General features: G+C 63.8%; 19 protein-coding genes. 5 read left to right on the top strand and 14 right to left on the bottom strand.

The features are described 5' to 3' along the window. Window positions 1-131: 131 nt before the first annotated feature. The 5 genes from ABC729_RS08150 to ABC729_RS08130 all read right to left on the bottom strand — a co-directional run bounded on the left by ABC729_RS08150 (window position 132) and on the right by ABC729_RS08130 (window position 6457). The gene (locus tag ABC729_RS08150; RefSeq protein ID WP_495607125.1) at window positions 132-2240 is read right to left on the bottom strand and encodes a transglycosylase domain-containing protein; all 2109 of its coding nucleotides are present in this window, start codon (window positions 2238-2240) and stop codon (window positions 132-134) included. Between the two features lie 126 nt (window positions 2241-2366). Continuing rightward, a complete protein-coding gene (gene ligA / locus ABC729_RS08145; RefSeq protein WP_495607124.1) occupies window positions 2367-4502 on the bottom strand; it encodes an NAD-dependent DNA ligase LigA in 2136 nt (711 codons plus the stop codon). Window positions 4503-4583: 81 nt separating this feature from the next. Then, complete coding sequence (locus ABC729_RS08140; RefSeq protein WP_495607123.1) at window positions 4584-4883, bottom strand: ribbon-helix-helix domain-containing protein; 300 nt, start codon at window positions 4881-4883, stop codon at window positions 4584-4586. Window positions 4884-5027: 144 nt separating this feature from the next. Beyond that, entirely contained in the window at window positions 5028-5492 is a 465-nt protein-coding gene (gene rnhA / locus ABC729_RS08135; RefSeq protein ID WP_495607122.1) for a ribonuclease HI, read from the bottom strand. Then, window positions 5489-6457 (bottom strand): homoserine kinase, encoded by a 969-nt coding sequence (locus tag ABC729_RS08130; RefSeq protein ID WP_495608660.1) that lies wholly within the window; start codon window positions 6455-6457, stop codon window positions 5489-5491. The genes rnhA and ABC729_RS08130 overlap by 4 nt, the downstream gene beginning before the upstream one ends. A 271-nt stretch (window positions 6458-6728) precedes the next feature. Here ABC729_RS08130 and ABC729_RS08125 point away from each other — a divergent pair, with 271 nt between their 5' ends. The 3 genes from ABC729_RS08125 (at window position 6729) to ABC729_RS08115 (ending at window position 7982) form a co-directional block, all read left to right on the top strand. Beyond that, window positions 6729-6872 carry a hypothetical protein gene (locus ABC729_RS08125; RefSeq protein ID WP_444734624.1) on the top strand — a complete coding sequence of 48 codons (144 nt, stop codon included), beginning with the start codon at window positions 6729-6731 and terminating at the stop codon, window positions 6870-6872. A gap of 56 nt (window positions 6873-6928) precedes the next feature. Next, window positions 6929-7603 carry a PspA/IM30 family protein gene (locus tag ABC729_RS08120; protein ID WP_495607121.1) on the top strand — a complete coding sequence of 225 codons (675 nt, stop codon included), beginning with the start codon at window positions 6929-6931 and terminating at the stop codon, window positions 7601-7603. A 76-nt stretch (window positions 7604-7679) separates the two neighbouring features. Continuing rightward, window positions 7680-7982, top strand: a complete 303-nt coding sequence (locus tag ABC729_RS08115; RefSeq protein WP_495607120.1) for a PspC domain-containing protein — start codon at window positions 7680-7682, stop codon at window positions 7980-7982. 74 nt (window positions 7983-8056) lie between these two features. Here ABC729_RS08115 and ABC729_RS08110 read toward each other — a convergent pair whose 3' ends face one another. From ABC729_RS08110 to ABC729_RS08070, 9 genes are all read right to left on the bottom strand, one after another. Beyond that, window positions 8057-8248 (bottom strand): helix-turn-helix domain-containing protein, encoded by a 192-nt coding sequence (locus ABC729_RS08110; protein ID WP_495607119.1) that lies wholly within the window; start codon window positions 8246-8248, stop codon window positions 8057-8059. A gap of 372 nt (window positions 8249-8620) precedes the next feature. After that, on the bottom strand, window positions 8621-9187 hold the full coding sequence (locus tag ABC729_RS08105) for a DUF3833 domain-containing protein (RefSeq protein ID WP_495607118.1): 567 nt from the start codon (window positions 9185-9187) through the stop codon (window positions 8621-8623). 34 nt (window positions 9188-9221) lie between these two features. After that, window positions 9222-10529, bottom strand: a complete 1308-nt coding sequence (locus tag ABC729_RS08100; protein WP_495607117.1) for an MFS transporter — start codon at window positions 10527-10529, stop codon at window positions 9222-9224. A 9-nt stretch (window positions 10530-10538) separates the two neighbouring features. Then, window positions 10539-11774: a class I SAM-dependent methyltransferase gene (locus ABC729_RS08095; RefSeq protein ID WP_495607116.1), complete on the bottom strand. Its 1236-nt coding sequence runs from the start codon at window positions 11772-11774 to the stop codon at window positions 10539-10541. Then, window positions 11771-12583: a DUF1365 domain-containing protein gene (locus ABC729_RS08090; RefSeq protein ID WP_495607115.1), complete on the bottom strand. Its 813-nt coding sequence runs from the start codon at window positions 12581-12583 to the stop codon at window positions 11771-11773. The genes ABC729_RS08095 and ABC729_RS08090 overlap by 4 nt, the downstream gene beginning before the upstream one ends. 5 nt (window positions 12584-12588) lie before the next feature. Next, window positions 12589-13923: an NAD(P)/FAD-dependent oxidoreductase gene (locus tag ABC729_RS08085; RefSeq protein ID WP_495607114.1), complete on the bottom strand. Its 1335-nt coding sequence runs from the start codon at window positions 13921-13923 to the stop codon at window positions 12589-12591. Between the two features lie 14 nt (window positions 13924-13937). After that, the gene (locus tag ABC729_RS08080) at window positions 13938-15416 is read right to left on the bottom strand and encodes a cryptochrome/photolyase family protein (RefSeq protein WP_495607113.1); all 1479 of its coding nucleotides are present in this window, start codon (window positions 15414-15416) and stop codon (window positions 13938-13940) included. A gap of 250 nt (window positions 15417-15666) precedes the next feature. Beyond that, window positions 15667-16383, bottom strand: coding sequence for a ligase-associated DNA damage response endonuclease PdeM (gene pdeM / locus ABC729_RS08075; RefSeq protein WP_495607112.1), 717 nt, complete (start codon window positions 16381-16383; stop codon window positions 15667-15669). A gap of 10 nt (window positions 16384-16393) precedes the next feature. Then, entirely contained in the window at window positions 16394-16816 is a 423-nt protein-coding gene (locus ABC729_RS08070) for a VOC family protein (protein ID WP_495607111.1), read from the bottom strand. A gap of 258 nt (window positions 16817-17074) precedes the next feature. Between ABC729_RS08070 and ABC729_RS08065 the strand changes: the two genes are divergently transcribed. Then, a complete protein-coding gene (locus ABC729_RS08065) occupies window positions 17075-17695 on the top strand; it encodes a hypothetical protein (RefSeq protein WP_495607110.1) in 621 nt (206 codons plus the stop codon). Beyond that, complete coding sequence (locus tag ABC729_RS08060) at window positions 17692-18267, top strand: hypothetical protein (RefSeq protein ID WP_495607109.1); 576 nt, start codon at window positions 17692-17694, stop codon at window positions 18265-18267. The genes ABC729_RS08065 and ABC729_RS08060 overlap by 4 nt, the downstream gene beginning before the upstream one ends. Window positions 18268-18269: the final 2 nt, after the last annotated feature.

Here is an 18269-nt window from a genome sequence, read left to right as displayed (position 1 = left end):
TTGGCGTGTGGCCGGCGGCGGGGTTTCTGCGGATTACGGCTTGCGCCTAATCCGCGCTACGAATTTCCCGTCGTCGGTCCGTAGCGCGGATTAGCGGAGCGTAATCCGCGGCCCGGCAAGGCAAGGGCGACCTACTGTTTGCCCGTCAGCCGCCGCAGCAGATTGCCGATGGGATCGCCGCCTTCTTCAGAGGGCGGCGGTTCCGGCGGCGGGGTGCCTTCGGCGGTCTGCACGATGGTGCCTTCGGCAGGAAGCTCGCTGGCCACCGGCATGTCGGGGGCGGGCGGAGCGTCGTCCGCGGCGGAAGGGCTGCCATTCAGGCCGGGCAGGTCGCGCGGTGGCAGGCCCTGATGTGCCTCCATCATGATCGCGTGCCAGAGTTTGGCCGGCAGGCCGCCGCCCGTCACCTTCTTCATGGGCGTGCCATCATCATTGCCCAGCCAGACGCCGCCCACCAGATCGGCGGTATAGCCCATGAACCAGGCATCCTTGTAATCCTGGGTCGTGCCGGTCTTGCCCACCGTCGGGCGATCCAGGTTCGCGGCCTTGCCGGTGCCCGTGGTGACGGGGCCCAGCAGCAGACGGTTCATCGCCTCCACATCCGGGGCGGCGACAGCGTAGCCGGCGGACGATCCCTGGCGCTGATACAGAATGCCGCCATCCATGTCGCGGATTTCCAGGATGCCATAGGGGATGACCGCTTCCCCGCCATTGGCCAGCGTGGCATAGGCACCCGTCAGGTCCAGCAAAGTCACTTCCGAGGTGCCAAGCGCCAGCGACAGGTCGCGGCGCATGGCCGTGGTCAGGCCCAGGCGCTTGGCCGTCTGCCGCACATTGTCGATACCCACTGCTTCGGCCAGCCGGATGGTGGCGGTGTTCAGCGAATTGGCCAGGGCGTCATGCAGGCTGACATCGCCCCGGAAACGCCCGTCATAATTGCCGGGGTTCCATTTGCCCTTGCGATAGGTCGCATCCAGGATGGTGCTGTATTCGTTCCAGCCTTCCTCCAGTGCCGTCAGATAGACGACGGGTTTGAAGGCGGAACCCGGCTGTCGCAGGGCCTGGGTGGCGCGGTTGAACTCGCTGCTGGAATAATCCTTGCCACCGATCATGGCGCGGATCGCACCGTCGGGCGTCATCACCAGGGCGGCGGCCTGGCTGACCTTGGCTTCCGCCCCCGGCCCGCGCAGCATCTCCGTCACCTTCTGTTCGGCGGCGCGTTGCAGCCCGGGATCAAAGGTGGTGTAGACGATCAGGTCACCATGGTCGGCCCCGACAAAGGCCGGCAGCTGATCGGCCACCCAGCCCGCGAAGTAACGGCCATCGCCATCCTCGCTCTGTTTGCGCGGCGGGGGCGGGGGGGCGGCCATGGCGGCGTCATACTGCGCCTGATTGATATAGCCTTCATCCAGCATGGCACGCAGCACCACGCCCATGCGCTGCGTCGCGCGGTTCAGGCTGGCCGTGGGGGCATAGCGTGAGGGGGCCTTCAACAGGCCGACAATGATGGCCGATTCCCGCAAGGACAGGTCGCGGGCCGACTTGTTGAAATAGGTCCGCGCGGCGGCATCCACGCCAAAAGTGCCGGCCCCCAGATAGACGCGGTTCAGATAGGCGGTGAGGATCTGTTCCTTGCTGTATGTCGCCTCCAGCTGTACCGCCAGCAGCGCTTCCTGTGCCTTGCGCTTGAAATTCTGGTCGGGCGTCAGGAACAGGTTCTTGGCCAGCTGCTGCGTCAGGGTGGACCCACCCTGGACGGTGCGTCCGGCGCGGTAGTTGGAATAGGCGGCGCGCAGGATGCCGACCGGATCGACACCGAAATGACTGAAGAACCGCCTGTCTTCGGTGGCGACCAGGGCGTGGACGAAATGCGGCGGCAACTGGCTGACATCCAGCGTTTCCCCGCGCAGGTCGCCCAGGCGCTGAAACTCCGTCCCGTCCAATGCGACCAGGGTGATGGCGGGCCGGCGCGACGCCTCCGCCACCTCGGAAATGGCGGGCATGTCATGGGCGACATAGGCGACGGTGCCCGCCGCGACGATGACGCCCCAGATGGCGGTGACGATCAGGCCCGACAGGATACGTTTGCCCCAGCTTTTGCGGGGACCGGCCTTGCGCGGCTTCTTATCGCCGCCGTCACCACCATTGCCCCCACCCGGCGGGGTCGGGCCGGATGGGCCGCGCTTGGCCGGGGCGGCAGCGGCAGGGCGGAAACGGGTGGGCGCGTTCAGGCTGCTCAAGGCACGTAGTCCGGCAAGGGGCTTTATCAGGATCGACGGCCAGGATAGGGCCGGGCCGCCAACCCCACAAGCTGATGCACCCTCATTGCGGCGATTTCAGGGATGATGCGGCGGCATGTGTGGGGTTTATCCCCCGATCAGCGTCGCCCATTCCTCTTCCGACAGGATGGTGACGCCCAGCTCCTGGGCCTTGGCAGCCTTGGACCCGGCGTCGGCACCGACGATGACATAATCGGTCTTACTGCTGACCGATCCGGCGACCTTGGCACCCAGTGCTTCGGCCTTTGCCTTGGCCTCCGACCGTCCCATGGTGGTCAAGGTGCCGGTGAAAACTACCGTCTTGCCGGCAACGGGGGACGTGGTGGCCGCCGCCGGCGGTACATATTCCTCTGGCCTCACCTGTGCCAGCAGGGCGGCAACGGCGTCCAGGTTATGTTGTTCACGGAAGAAATCGGTCAGGTCGTCGGCCACGCTCATGCCGATCTGTTCGATGGCGCACAGCTCGGCATAGGCCTCGCCCACCAGTTCCGGCTTTTTCTCCTCGCGCTTTTCCGCCCGCTCGGCAGCGGCGGTGACCATGCGGTCGCGCCAGTTTTCCGCCGTGCGATAGGCCTTGGCCAGCAGCTTGGCCGTGGCTTCGCCAATCTGGCGGATGCCGAGCGCGAAGATGAACCGGTCCAGCGCAATGGTGCGCCGCGCCTCGATGGCGGCGAACAGTTTCTCCACCGACTTCTTGCCAAAGCCGGTCATGCTGATCAGCCGGTCCAGCCGCTGTTCTTCGCGGGCTTCCAGCGTGAAGATGTCGGCGGGCTGCTTGATGCGGCCCTGTTCAAAGAACAGCTGGATACGTTCAATCCCCAACCCTTCGATATCGAAGGCATTGCGTGATACGAAATGGCGCAGTCGCTCCACCGCCTGGGCCGGGCAGATCAGGCCGCCGGTGCAGCGGGTGACGACCTCGCCTTCTTCCCGCACGGCCATGGACCCGCATTCGGGGCAGCAATCGGGGAAGGCGAAGGGGGCGGCATCGGCGGGGCGCTGTTCGGGGACGAAGCCCACGATCTGCGGGATTACGTCGCCCGCGCGCTGCACGATGACCAGATCGCCGACGCGGATATCCTTGCGCTCAATCTCGTCCTTATTATGCAGGGTGGCGCGGCTGACCACCACACCGCCGACATTCACCGGCTCCAGTTCCGCCACGGGCGTCAGGGCACCGGTGCGGCCCACCTGGATGCTGATGGCCTTCAGGCGGGTGGTGGCCTGTTCGGCGGGGTATTTATGCGCCGTGGCCCAGCGGGGCGAGCGGGAGATGAAGCCGAGCCGCTCCTGCAGGGCCAAGCTGTCGACCTTGTAGACAACACCATCAATGTCAAAGGGCAGGGTGGGCCGCTGCTGCCCGATCATCCGGTAATAGGCCAGCAACGCCTCTGCGTCGGTGCAGAGTTCGGATGGCGAGGACAGGGTGAAGCCGAACCCTGCCAGCCGCTGGCGGCTTTCCCATTGCGTCGTTCCCAGCGGTTCCGACAAGGCACCCCAGGCATAGGCGAAGAAGCGCAGGGGGCGGCCCGCCGTGACGGTGCTGTCCAGCTGACGCAGGGACCCGGCGGCGGCATTGCGCGGATTGGCGAAGATCTTGTCGTTCTTTTCCGCCTGCGCCCGGTTCAGGTCCAGGAAGTCGGCGCGGGTCATATAGACCTCGCCCCGCACCTCCACCAGATCGGGGAAGGGGGCCTTCAGTTCGTGCGGGATGTCACGGATGGTGCGGACATTGGCCGTCACATCCTCCCCCTCTGCCCCGTCGCCACGCGTGGCGGCCTGCACCAGCCGGCCCTTCTCATACCGCAGGGACAGGGACAGGCCGTCGATCTTGGGTTCGGCGACGAAGCTGACGGCCATGTCGTCGGACAGGTTCAGGAACCGGCGGATGCGGCCCACAAAGTCGCTGACATCCACATCTTCGAACGCGTTGGAAAGCGACAGCATGGGCACCGCATGCTTCACCTTGCCAAAGCCGGAAGAGGGGGCGGCACCCACCGTCTGGGTCGGGCTGTCGGCGGTCACCAGTTCGGGGAACCGCGCCTCCAGTGTGGCCAGGCGCTTCTCCAGCTTGTCATAGTCCGCGTCGGACAGGGACGGCGCGTCCTTGGCATAATACAGCTCACGGTGATGCGCGATTTCCGCCGCCAGAGCCGCATGTTCGCTGGCCGCGTCCTCCAGGGTCAGAGCGTCAATGTCGGTCAGGCGGTGGGGGGAAGACATATCGCAACGCTCTCTGTCAAAGGGGGCGGTTGCGGTCCCTTTTACGAGAGCGGACGGCGACGGGCAATGGCCGGATGCCGGTCAGCAGGGCAGAAGGTTCGCGGGTTCCACATCACGCAACCCACCGGCCGGCAGGCTGGCCGTTTGATAATAGGTGATGGCGAACAGGTCGAGTTCCAGCGAAAGGCTGCGCCGACCGCAGCGGCGGGCGACATTGGCGATCAGCGTTTCCAGGCTGACGCCTTCCAGCATGCTGATATCATCCAGCGCGTTCCAGCATTCCTCGCTCACGCAAATGCTGACCCGGCGGCCATCGACGGTGAATTCCCGTCGCCGCTGTTCATAAGAGGTCTGCCCCAGGATGCGCAGAATATTCTGCACGGGTCGCCTTGGTCTGAATGGTTAATGCACTACACATTTATATAGGGATGGCGGACAGAATGCAAAAGCCCAAGAGTCACTTTCGTATACGTTAAGCACTTTCTTGATGTGCTTTAAGCGCAGACATTGTGGCTTTGGGTATCCTCAACCACCATCGCGGGCTTCGCGCAGACCATCGCGCGCCAACTGGTCGGCGCGTTCATTCTCCACATGGCCGGCATGGCCCTTGACCCAGTGGAACTCGACAGTGTGGCGGGCGACCAGATCGTCCAGGCGCCGCCACAGATCCTCGTTCTTCACCGGGTCCTTGGATGCGGTTTTCCAGCCGTTTTTCTTCCAGCCATGAATCCAGGTGGTGATCCCGTTCTTCACATATTGGCTGTCCGTATGCAGCCGGATGGGAACGGGGCGCTTCAGTGCTTCCAGCGCGCTGATGGCGGCCATCAACTCCATGCGGTTATTGGTCGTGTCTGGCTCCCCGCCCTTCAGTTCCTTTTCGGTCCCGTTCCAGCGCAGCAGGACACCCCAGCCGCCCGGACCGGGATTGCCGGAACAGGCACCGTCGGTGAAGGCGTCGACCACAGTCCCGGTGCTGGTCCCCTCGCTCACGACAGGTCCAGCCCATAATCGGTGACATGGCGGATCTGCTGGTGGAAGCGCAGCTTGTGCAGATATTCCAGCGGGTCCTTGCGTTTCACCATGGCACCGGGCGGCGTGTTCAGCCAGTCATAGAGGCGGGTCAGCAGGAAACGGATGGCGCTACCGCGTGCCAGAATGGGCAGTGCCTCACGCTCCGCCGCCGACAGGGGGCGGATACGGTTGTAATGGGCCAGCAGCAGCCGGGCTTTGGTGACGTTGAAGGCGCCATCCGCCTCAAAACACCAGGCATTCAGGCAGATCGCCACGTCATAGGCGAACAGGTCGTTGCAGGCGAAATAGAAATCGATCAGGCCCGACAGCGCGCCATCTGCGAAGAAGACATTATCGGGGAACAGGTCGGCATGGATGATCCCGGCGGGCAGTTCCCTGGGCCAGTTGGCCTCCAGATAATCCAATTCCTCGGCCAGCGCGTCGGCCAGACCGGGCTTCACCTCATCCGCACGCCAGCGCGATGCCTCAAACAGGGGGCGCCAGCCGCCGACAGACAGGGAGTTGCGCCGTGTCAGGGTGAAGCCGTCACCCGCCAGATGCAGACGCGCCAGACCTTCGCCCAGGCCGGCGCAATGATCGGCCAGGATGCGGCGCGGCCACATGCCTTTCAGGAAGGTGACGATCACCGCCGGACGGCCACACAGGCTGCGCAGCGCCACGCCATCGGTGCCGGCCACCGGCTGCGGACAGGTCAGGCCGTTGGCGGCCAGATGATCCATCAACCCTAAGAAGAAGGGCAGGTCCGCCGGGTCCACCCGCTTTTCATAAAGCGTGAGGATATAGGGACCTTTGTCGGTCACCAGCAGGAAGTTGGAATTCTCCACGCCCTCGGCGATGCCCTTGCAGGACACCACGTCGCCCAGATCATACTGGGCAACGAACGCGCGGACATCCTCGTCGGAAACTTCGGTATAGACGGCCATGGCGGGATGGGTAGCCGGTTCCGGCACGCCGGTCAATCATGCATGAAAGCCATGCATGACCGTTCCAATTGCAACGAAAATCGGCGCGATGGTGGTTTTCGCCACTCGGTGGCGGAATTTGCTATCGACCTGCTTGGTGCTAGGGGGATGTAAAAATAAAAATGGCGGAAATCAGCCATTCTTGAGGTCTTCGGAGCACTTGGCACGGTGCTTGCTTTTATGTCGGCATGGCTGAAACGGCCACCGAAATTCGAACCCGATGGAGACGATAATGAGCACGATGACCTTCTTCGCCAAGCGCGCCGCCCGCACCAACAAGGTTACCGGCGACCTGAACATCTCCAGCCTGACCGAGATGGTCCCGGCCCTGGTGGTCGCGGTCGTCATGGTCCTGATGCTGAACATCCTGGTCTGACCGACGCTTCTTCCTCCAGCCCGCCTATCCCACCTGTTTCAGAAGGAGCCCCGAAAATGGGCCTGATCGACCGCCTCGGTGATGTCATCAATGCCAACCTGGCCAGCTTGCTGGACCGGTCGGCCGACCCGGAGCAGACGCTGAACCAGGCGATCCGGGAGATGGAAGACACCCTGTCCGAAGTACGCTGCGGCACCGTCCGCATGATCGCGGAAAAGAAGGAACTGGCCGCTAACTGGCGCGCGGCCGAGTTCGAGATGCTGGAATGGGAACGCAAGGCCGAAATCGCCCTGGCCCATAACCGCGAGGACCTGGCCCGCGCCGCCCTGGCCGCCAAGGATGAGATCCGCCGCGCCGCTGCCCCGGCTGAGGCGGAGATCAAGGCCCTGGAAACGGCCATCGCCCGGATGACGGAAGATGCCCGCGCCCTGGAGGACAAGCTGGCCGAGGCGCATGCCCGCCGCCGCAGCCTGGCCGCCCGCTACCGCGGTGCCGTCGACCGGCTGCGGGCCCGGACCAGCCTGTATGATGGCCGCCTGGACGAGGCGCTGGCCCGGTCCCGCGAACTGGAACGCGAGATCGATCATGTGGAGGCCGCCGGCGATGCCTTGTCCATGGGCCGCCCCCGCACCCTGAAGGACGAGTTCGCGACCCTGGAGGCCCGTGGCCGGGTCGAAGATGAACTGGCCGCGCTGAAGAAGCGGGTGGCCGAGCGTGGGTCCGCCGCCTGAGTTGAGTTGCATTTCACCCCTGGCGCCGGGATAGGCGACGGGGTCCTGCCAAACCGATGAAATGATGGAGAGAAACGTGAGCCGCTATAACCGCCATTTCGACCGCTTCGCCAGCCGCTTCCAGGGTGGAAAGCTTTACAAGGACAGCACCAACGGCATGCTTTTCGGCGTCTGCGCCGGGGTGGCCGAATGGCTGGGGATCAGCCGCCTGTGGGTGCGTATCGCCGCTGTGCTGTCGATGGTCTTCCTGGGCGGCACGCCGATCCTGGCCTACTTCGTGGCGGCCCTGGTCCTGTCCAACCGCCCCGCCGGCCGTCATGACCGCTACGACCGTTACGCCCGCGCCTTTGGCGAGGATTACCGGGAGTGGCGCCGCTAAGCCAGCGGCGCCCACTTCGGGGGGAGGAACAGGCGGCTTCGGGGGGAGCCGCCTGTTTCGTTTTGGGGTCTGGGTCAGGAAATACGGGCGCTCAGTGTCACACCGAGCGCGCGGGCGCCTTCTGGCGTGCCGCGAGCACGGGCAATAATCCCCAGCACGTCCGCGATATAAGCAGCGTTTCCGCTCGCAACGGCGTCGTCCAGGAGTTCTTGCTGTGCCTCAGGCTCCGTCATGTACTTTGCGGGATCGAACGGTTTGTTCATCATGAACGGGCCTTTGTTTCAGCGAATGATGCAGATAACGACGAACCCGATTTGAACTCCATTGCCCTCCAAAGGCAACCTTGTAGCTAACTGAGCGGTTTATCGTAGACTGGAAACACGCTTCCTTCGTCATCCCGGCGAAAGTCCATGGGCGCTAACTTAGCCCCTTGGAATAAGGTGCCTTCCCCGCGAAAGCGGGGATCCAGGGGGCCGCCGGGAACCCCATCGTAGTGCCCTTGACCCCTGGACCCCCGCTTTCGCGGGGGAGGCAGGGAGGGTGCGATAGGTTTAAGTTAGCGCCTATGGGCGAAAACCGGGATGACGGAAACGGCTGCTGTGCCGATCAGCAAGCACTCGCCCTTACTTTCCCATTGTCTACTCCGCCGCCCGCGCCGCTTCCTTGAAGGGGGTTTCCTTCTTGAACGCGATAGTGACGGTGGCCAGATGGATGCTGAACTTGCTCATGGTGGCGCGGTTCAGCAGCACGCCGTCGGGCATCAGGAACATCCAGTCATCGAACCGCACCTTGGTCCGGCTGCCATCCATTTTCAGGTTGAAATCATAGACCATGTTGTAGGCATTGCCCGATACGCGGCCCTTGGCGGGGCCGATGGCGTCGGCGGTGGTGCCGGTCCAGTCATTGGGGGTGGGGCCGTCGCGGGTCAGGCGCCAGATGCGCTGTTCCAGCTCCCCGTCATTCCAGACGAAATCCTCGGTCAAGGCCAGGACCTTGCCGTCCCATTCGCCCTTGATATCGACGGTGAAGGTGCGGCGGACATTGCCGAACCGATCCTCCACGATGCCATAGGCGCGGGTATGGCCGTCGAAATATTCTTCCAGGGCCAGGGCGGGTTTTTGATTGGCGAATTGTTCGGGTTTCATGTTGGTACACCCGGATAGGGCCAGACAAAGGCCGGCCAGCAGGAACAGGCGGCGAAACATGGCGCTCTCCGCGTCGGGTTTCGGGGGAAGGAGATCAGGTACGGGCGGCGATGCGGGCGCGCAGGGCGGCCTGTGTCACAGCGTCGATGGGCCAGCGCCACAGGATGGCGATGGCCGTCAGTTTGAAGACCACAGGCACCAGGGCGTACAGCGCCAACAGCGCTGTTTGCCCCATCTCGGTTCCGCCCGTTACGGGGTCGAAGCCGAACAGACCCGCCACGGTCAGCCCCAGCGCCGCCAGCGCCGTGGCCAGCTTGGTCGCCAGACCCCAGAAGGCAAAGTACAGGCCAGTACGGGCGCGACCGGTGCGTGCGGTATCCATGTCCACCACGTCGGCCTGCATGGAAGATGGCAGGATCAGATCGGCACCCAGCGACATTCCCGTCATCACACAGATGACCAGGAACGCTGTGAAGTCGCCCGGACCCAACAAAGGCACCGCCAGAAACCAGCCGATGTTCCAGAACATCGCCCAGCGCCAGACGACATGCTTGCCGTATTTTCCGCTCAACCATAGCCACAGCGGCACCGCCAGAAGACCAGATGCGAAGTAGGACAGCAACAGCAGGCCCGCGCGTTCCCCTTCCATCAGCAGATGCTGAACGAAAAACAGGAAAAGTTGTGCGGGCAGGCCGTTCGCCACGCCATTGATGACATAGGCCGCGATCAGTTTTCGGAAAGCCCTGTTTGCGAAAATCACTTTCATCCCGCGCCGGAATTTCAGCGGTGACTTGATGGGCTGCGGATACTCAGGAACACTGAGGAGCGCGATTACTGTAAAGAGCGGCAGAACCACAAGCAGAACAAGGGCCAGCAGGCGCAACGCATCGCGTTCCTGTCCCGCCGCTCCCACGCCCAGGGCAAAGGGGAGGGTCAGCGCCAGAACTGTACCGACAATGGCGGCACCTTCGCGGAAACCCGCGATGCGTGTGCGCTGATGATAATCGCCCGAAAGTTCAGCCCCCCAGGCTGTCAGGGGCACGATCATCATGGTCCAGCCCAGGAACAGGGCGAAGGACCAACCCAGGAGGTGGACCGCCCCAACCCCGTCGCCGGGCACCATCAGGAACCACAGAGACAGCAAGGTCAGGGGCAGGCCCGCCGCGATCCAGGGCTTACGCCGCCCAAACCGGGTCACGGTCCTGTCAGAAAGCGCACCGACCAGCGGGTCGGTCACCCCGTCCCAAAGGCGGGCCAGCAACAGGACGATGCCGATGCTGGCCAAGGACATTCCCGCCTGGGCATAGGCCGATGGCAGGAACACATAAACGGGCAGGACCAGAACCGCCAGCGGCAGGGCCGGAAGCGCATAGGCCAGCAGATGGCGAAGGGACAACGGCACGAGAGGCCCTCAGCCCTTCGAAATCCCGACATGCACAAGGTCGATGGTCCCGACCTTGAACCCCGCCTCGCAATACCAGAGATACTGTTCCCACATGCGCTTGAACCGCGTGTCGAACCCTTCCTTGATCTCCGGCCAGGCCGCCTGGAACGTCCCCTGCCATTCGCGCAGCGTGCGGGCATAATGCAGGCCATAGCTTTCGGTACTGTCGAAGTTCAGGCCCGCCGCCTCCACCTCTGCCTTCAGGCGGGTGGGGCTGGGCAGCATGCCGCCGGGGAAGATGTAACGCTGGATATAGTCGGCCCCCTTGCGGTAGCCCTCGAAATGATCCTCACCGATGGTGATGATCTGGAGCGAGGCCTTGCCGCCGGGCTTCAACCGGTCGCGCAGCGTGTTGAAATAGGTGGGCCAATAGCGTTCGCCCACGGCCTCGAACATCTCGATGCTGGCGATGCGGTCGAACTGTTCGGTGATGTCGCGATAATCCTGCAACCGAATATCGACCATGTGCGACAGGCCGGCGCGTTCCATGCGGGCGACGGCATAATCATGCTGCGCCTTGCTGATGGTCACGCCGGTGACGCGCGCCCCCACCACCTTGGCCGCATATTCAGCAAAGCCGCCCCAGCCGCAACCGATTTCCAGCACATGTTGACCCGGTTGCAGGTCCATGCGGGCCGCGATGGCGGCATATTTGCGCTGCTGCGCCTCGTACAGGGGTTCGGTCTTGTCCAGGTCGGCATAGACCGCCGCCGAATAGGTCATGGAGGGGTCCAGCCAGCGTTCGTAGAAGCTGTTCCCCAGGTCGTAATGATAGGCGATATTGCGCTTGGACCCTGACTTGCTGTTGGGCTTGGCTGCATGCAGCAGGAAGTTCAGCGCCCGGACCCAGGCCTTGCCATTCATGGCGCGGTCCAGTTCCGTCTCGTTCAGCAGCGCCATCTCGAACAGGGCCGGCACATCCGGGCTGGTCCAGTCGCCATCCAGATAGCTTTCGCAGAAGCCCAGCTTGCCGCCCAGCAGCATGCGCCGGGCCAGCCGGTCATTGCGGACATAGAGCACGCCATGCGGGCCGGGGGCCGTGCCGTCGAAACGGTGGCTGCGCCCGTCGGGCAGGACAATGGTCAGGGAGCCGACCCGGATCGATGGGGCCAGCGAGATCAGCAGCCGCATCATGCGCGACGGGCGGTAATGGATGGCCGTCTGGCCCAGGCCCAGGAGATGGCTTTCGGTCTGTTCGGTCATGGTTCCACCATTGTTTGGCCGGTGGTTGAGATGGAGCGGGCGGGTCGTTCGGCAAGCGGCTTAAGACGAACGGGCGGTTCCGGACGACGGTGGAACCGCGCGCCCTTGCGCCACAGTTTCAGCGCTTCCCAATGAATACCGGCGATGACCTTCAGCGTGACCAGCGGATGACGTGCGATGGCCGCCCACAGGGTGCGGGTGGTCAGGGGCCGGCGTTCCCCCATCTGGGTGGCCACCAGCAATTCGCCCTGTTCATCGCCATAGCGGATATCGATACCGATCCGGTCGCCCGGCAGCGACAGGCGGAACCGATAGCCACCTTCGAGATCGAAGAAGGGGGAGACGTGAAATTCCTTGGCGTGCGCGTGGTCCAGCAGGCCGCCCGGTGTGGGGGTCACATAGCAATGCTGATCGCCGAAGGTGTTCTTCACCTCATAGACCACGCCGCGCAACGCCCCATCCGGCCCGAAACCATAGAAGATGGACAACGGATTGAAGCCATATCCCAGTACGCGCGGGAAACAGAACAGCAGGATGCGCCCGCCGTCCAAATGCACGCCCTTGTCCGCCAGCATCCGCTCCACCCAGGGGCGCAAGGGCGACCCGTCCCGCCGCCCATGGTCGCGGTCCTGGATGGACAGCAGGCCGGGGCGGTTATGGGTCAGCGGTTTCGGCAGGTCATGCAGCCGGTCGATATCCAGCAGCAGCGACCAGACCCGGTAATTGAACGCATGCCGAAAGGGCCGATACCGGGCGTGGAACACCCGGCAATGATACAGCGCATGGGATTGGCCATCCTCCCCCGACATGCCCGTTACTCCGCCGCTGCCTTGAAGGGCTTCAACGGCCTGGCGTTGCGCCCGGCGGGGGAGACATCGGTGGTGTTCCAGGGCCGCTTGGCGCCCAGCGCCTCTGCCACGGCCAGCCCCGCCGACAACCCATCCTCATGGAAGCCGTACCCCAGATAGGCGCCGCAGAACCAAGTGCGGCGCACGCCCTGGATGCGAGCCATCTCACCCTGCGCGCGGATGGCGGCGGCGTCGAACATGGGGTGGTCGTAGATGAATTCCTTGATCTTATATTCGGGCCGCGGCGGCTGGATCGGGTTCAGGGTGACGAACAGGGGGTTCGCCTCGTCAATGCCCTGCAGCTCATTCATCCAGTAGGTCACCGCCACCTTGGCATTGCGGTCGCGGGTGCCGTTGGCCAGATAGTTCCAGGCTGACCAAGCCTTGGGGCGCTTGGGCATCAGCGCCGGGTCACGGTGCAGATGGGCGCGGTTCAACTGATAGCGGAAGGCACCCAGCACGCGCTTTTCCTGCTCATCCGCGTCGGTCAGCATGGCCAGTGCCTGATCGGCATGGGCGCCGATCACCACCTGATCGAACTGGGTTTCGTGGCCCTCTGTATCGCGCAGCCAGACGCCCGTGGGCGTGCGGCGCATGGCGATGATGGCGCGGTCGGTATGGAAGCGCCCGGCCAGCGTGTCGGCCAGCACCCGCACATAAGTGCGGCTACCGCCCTTCACCGTGAACCATTGCGGCCGGTTCTTGATCTTCAACAGGCCATGGTTCTGGAAGAAGCGCACGAAGCTGTGCGCCGGGAAAGCCAGCATTTCCGAAATGGTCGATGACCAGATGGCCGCCCCCATGGGCAGCAGATGGTCATAGATGAAGCGATGGCCATAACGACCTGCGTCCAGATATTCGCCCAGCGTCTGATTGATAGCCGCCGGGTCGCGCAGCAGCTTCGGCGCCTCGCGGTAGAACCGCACGATATCGCGCAGCATCAGGTGATAGCTGGGGGACAGAAGGTTGCGCTTCTGCGCGAACATGCCGGCCAGATTGCTGCCGGAATATTCCAGACGGCCCCGATCCAGGCTGACGGCGAAGCTCATGGTGCAGGGCATGGAGGGTACGCCCAGATGCGCGAACAGGGCGATCAGGTTGGGGTAGGTCGCCTCGTTGAACACGATGAAGCCGGTATCGACAGGGATATTCTCCCCGTTCTTGCCCGTCACATCCACTGTGTTGGAGTGGCCGCCCAGGTAATTATTCTGTTCGAACACCGTCACGTCATGCCCGTGGCGGTTCAACAGCCAGGCTGCGCTGAGACCCGAAATGCCGGCACCGATAACCGCGATTTTCATCAGTCTTCCTTCCTTCAGGCCGGGATCGCCGGAGTGCTGCCACGGATCGTGGCAAAGGCATCCAGCGCGCGCTGCCGGCCCATCGCATGATCAATGATCGGGGTGGGATAGTCACGACCAAGAGTGACACCGGCCCCGCGCAGCACCATGGGCGGTGCGGTCCACGGGGCGTGGATATATTTGTCCGGCATATGTTTCAGTTCAGGTACCCATTGGCGGACATAACGCCCGTCAGGATCGAATTTCTGCCCCTGCATGATGGGATTGAAGACCCGGAAATAGGGTGCAGCGTCGGCCCCGCAACCCCCGATCCATTGCCAGCCGGCGGCATTATTGGCCAGATCGGCATCGACCAGCGTGTCCCAGAACCAATCCTCCCCTGCCTGCCAGGGCAGCAGCAGATGCTTGACCAGCAAGGACCCCACGATCATCCGCACACGGTTATGCATCCAGCCCGTGACCCAGAGCTGCCGCATGCCGGCATCGACGATGGGGTAACCGGTCTGTCCGCGCTGCCACGCGGCCAGGGCCTTATCATCGCGGACCCACGGGAAGGTCTCGAATGCCGGGGAGAGGGGGCGTTCGGGCAGGGTGGGGAAATGGTACAGCAGGGAATGGCAGAATTCCCGCCAGCCGATCTCCCGCAGGAAACTGTCCATCTGCGCCTTGAACGCTTCACTGCCCTGATCCCCCGCCATCCTGGCTGCGTGCCAGACCTGCCGGGGGGAGATTTCCCCGAAATGCAGATGCGGGGACAGGCGCGAGGTGCCGTCAATGCCGGGCACATCACGCCCGGCACTGTAATTGGCGGCACCTTCGGACAGGAACTGCGTCAGGCGGGCGGATGCCGCCGCCTCTCCCACGCCCATCCCATCATCCCAGGTGCGGCGGAGCCCGCCGGCCCAGTCGGGGCGGGTGGGCAGCAACGCCCAGTCGGACAGGGCGTCGCCGGCCGGACGGTTGGGGCAGGGGATCAGACGGTCAGGTGCCGGCAGGGCACGGTCGGGGTTGGTAACGGCCACACAGGCGCGCCAGTAAGGTGTAAACACCTTGTACGGCGTGCCCTGACCCGTCAGCACTTCCCACGGTTCGTTCAGCAGGGCGGCCTTATGGCTGCTGACCTTTACCTTGCCCTTCAATGCTGCCTTCAGGCGTGAATCGCGTTCAATGGCAAAGGGTTCGTAGCAGCGGTTCCAGACCAGTTCCGCCGCATCCACCTGCGCCGCCAGATCGCCGATGACCACATCGCCCGGCCCGCGCAGCAGCAGCAGCGGCGAACCCAGTCTTTCCAGGGAGGCCGACAGATGCGTCAGGCTGTGATGCAGCCACCAGCGCGTGGCCCCGCCCGCCTTCCACGCGCCGGGGGTGATATCGTCCAGCACATAGACGGGCAACAGGGGGCGCCCGCTTTCAACGGCATAGTGCAGGGCCGGGTTGTCAGCCAAACGCAGATCCTGGCGGAACCAGACGATGATGGGACGCGTATCGGTCATCGGGTGGGGTAGGCTTCCGGTTAGGAACATCAGATTTTACTGATGATACGCGCCGGGGTCGCGATTGGATCACCGCCAACCCTATCCTTTTGCAAAGATTATTTTTGTCGGTGCCCGTTGACGCGACCCGGCGGGGATATAGGTGAACTTAATGACAGGTGGCCATCCCATTTCCCCCCCTTTGGCCGTCTGTCTCTTTTGCCCCCGGATGCCTCCCCCGCATCCGGGGGTGTGTCTTTTCAGGGACGGGTCAGCCGCGTGCGGCGGCGGTTTCCCGGCGTGTTGGGCCGTCCGCCGACAGGCGTGTGCAGGGCAGGGGGAACAGACGGCCCGTGCCCAGCATCCAGGCCTGGAACGGACGGTGCAGCAGACCCGATATGGCGGGGTCCAACACGTTCAGACCACCGGCATAGGCCCCGAAGGCTGGCAGGATCATGCGTCGCCCGTCGCCCGCGAAGCAGCGCGCGCTGATCCGCTTGCCCCGCACAATGGCCGCCGCCTTGGGATGGTAATGGCCGGAAATTTCGCCCGCCGCCGCCAAACGGTCGGACACCGCCTCATGCCGCAGGACCAGCGGTCCCTCGCGCAACTCCTCCGCCACCACCGTTCCGCCCCAGCCGGGGGGCGGGGCCGGATCATGATTGCCGGCGATCCAGACCCAGTCATGGGCCGCCGTCAGCGCCGCGATGCGTCGTCCATCGGCGTCCGACACGCGGGCGGCGGCGTCGCGGTCATGGAAACTGTCGCCCAGGCAGACGACGCGGGTGGGTCGCCAATGTCGGCACAGTTCCTCCAGCCGCGACAGGGTCGCCGCCGTGTCATAGGGGGGCAGGAACTGTCCCAGCCGGGCAAAGGCCGACCCCTTTTCCAGATGCAGATCAGCAACCATAAGCCAGCCGCGCGTGGGCCAGAACAGGGCCCCGGCGGGATCGGCCTTCAAACTGGCACCGTTCAGCAGGATGTCCATGGGCGTCCGGTCAGTCCAGGGTGACCGACCCGTCCTCGGCCAGGGGCCAGAACGGGTTATGGGCGATTTCCCAATAATGACCGTCGGGATCGGCGAACATGCCGGAATAACCGCCCCAGAACTGATCCGCCGGTGCCCGCACCAGCCGCCCACCCTGGGTCAGCGCGAAGGAGACCAGCCGATCCACATCGGCCTTGCTGCGCACATTATGCGCCAGCATGCTGGGGCCATGCGTCACCTTGCCGGCATCGCCGGCGATTTCCTTGTCATGGCTGTCCGCCGCCAGAAGGCCCAGGCCCATGCCACCCATCTGAAAAAAGGCGAAGCCGGGCTGGCTGCCCGACGCAGCCTTCCAGCCCAGGCCTTCATAGAAGGCCCGCGACCGCGCCACATCGGCGACGCGCAGGGTGATCAGGGTGATGCGCTGTTCCATGCCGGCTACTCCGCCATCTGTCTGCCGCCATTCACACATAGCGGCGGCCAAACCGCAAGGGTGGGCTGAACCGCGCGGGTAAGATACGCAAGCCCTTGGGCACAGGCGGGGCGCAATACACCAGCCATTGAAAAGAACACGGAACTTTCAGTCGAGAAGATAATGGTCTGGCTGCGAATTCGGTCCTGTTTATTGCCTCTTTCAAGGAATTGAAACTTTCACTACAATAAATCGATTGGATACTTTCCGGGGCACCTTGTGCTGAATGGCATCATCGATCTGGTCCGGTTTGCCGTGATCACGTTTCTGGCCTCCGTGGCTGCGAACGTGGCAGTCTCGATGGTCGCCTATATCTGGGTCAGGGTTATCCGTGCGCAGGGGCAGGAAACGATGCTACGCGACCGGCTGGCGCGGTACGCCCGTATCGCCACCGGCCTGACCAACCGTGTTGAGGCCCGAAAGAACACGGCCGCCGGTGCCGCAACACACCTGTTCTCGGCGCAGCGACAGGAGAAAGCCCTGAAGGGCCGTATCCGGGAGCTGGAAAACAGCCCGCACCGTTTCGTCCGCATGATCGGGGCGGAGCAGTTTCCCAACAAACCCTATGAGTTCCTGGTCTTCAACAGCTCCGTTTCGCATCAGGTGAAGCGGGGGGAGAAGCATCCCTTCTACGATAATTCCTGGGCGCAGCCTTGTCCCGTCCATGTCTGGGCGCGCGGGCCGGAAGAGGCGAAGGCGGAGTTCGAGCGCGTCTATCCCAAGGCGTCAGGCTTCAAGGCCGTCTATGCCCAGCCCCTGACCGGGGCGGCGGCACCCAAGGATAGTGACGAAGGGGCCGGTGTGGAAATCGCCGATGATCCGGAAATGGAGCCGGCATGAACGGCTTCTCCATTGCCCTGATGCTGATGATCGTCTTCCTGTCGATGAAGCCGACAGTGTTGAAGGCCAATCGCAGCCTTAAGGAAGCGAGAAGGGCGATGATCGAGCTGCGGCGTCGCCAACAGGCGCTCAGCAACAAGATCCGTTCGCTGGCCCGCGAAAGCCTGAGCCAGCGCCTGACCGCCGGCCAGGACGATCATGAAGCGGAAGAAATGCAGGCCCGTACCGATCACCTGCATCGCATGATCGAACAGTTGGAGGCGGAGGATCGCCGCGTTCTGGTGATGGATGAACGGCGCGGCCTGTCGGAAACCGGCTGGATCATCTGTGTCCGCCGCCGGCCGGAAGCGGCCTCGCCGCTGGAACCCACCAACATCACACGTCTGTGGGATGAAGGCCGCTATGTGTTCTTCTTTGCCTCCGACATGCCGCGTGCGCGCCGCAAGGTGCTGATGCGGTTTCCCGAGGATGGCGGCTACAGCATCGTCGATGTGAAGCCGCATGAGGGTGACCTGTCCGATCCCCCCGCACTGGGCGCCCATAATCCTGATAAGCGCAAACAGAGTGCCTGAGG

The organism is Niveispirillum sp. CC-CTL257 (genome assembly GCF_059489915.1).
This window is presented reverse-complemented; position numbering and strand designations above follow the sequence as displayed.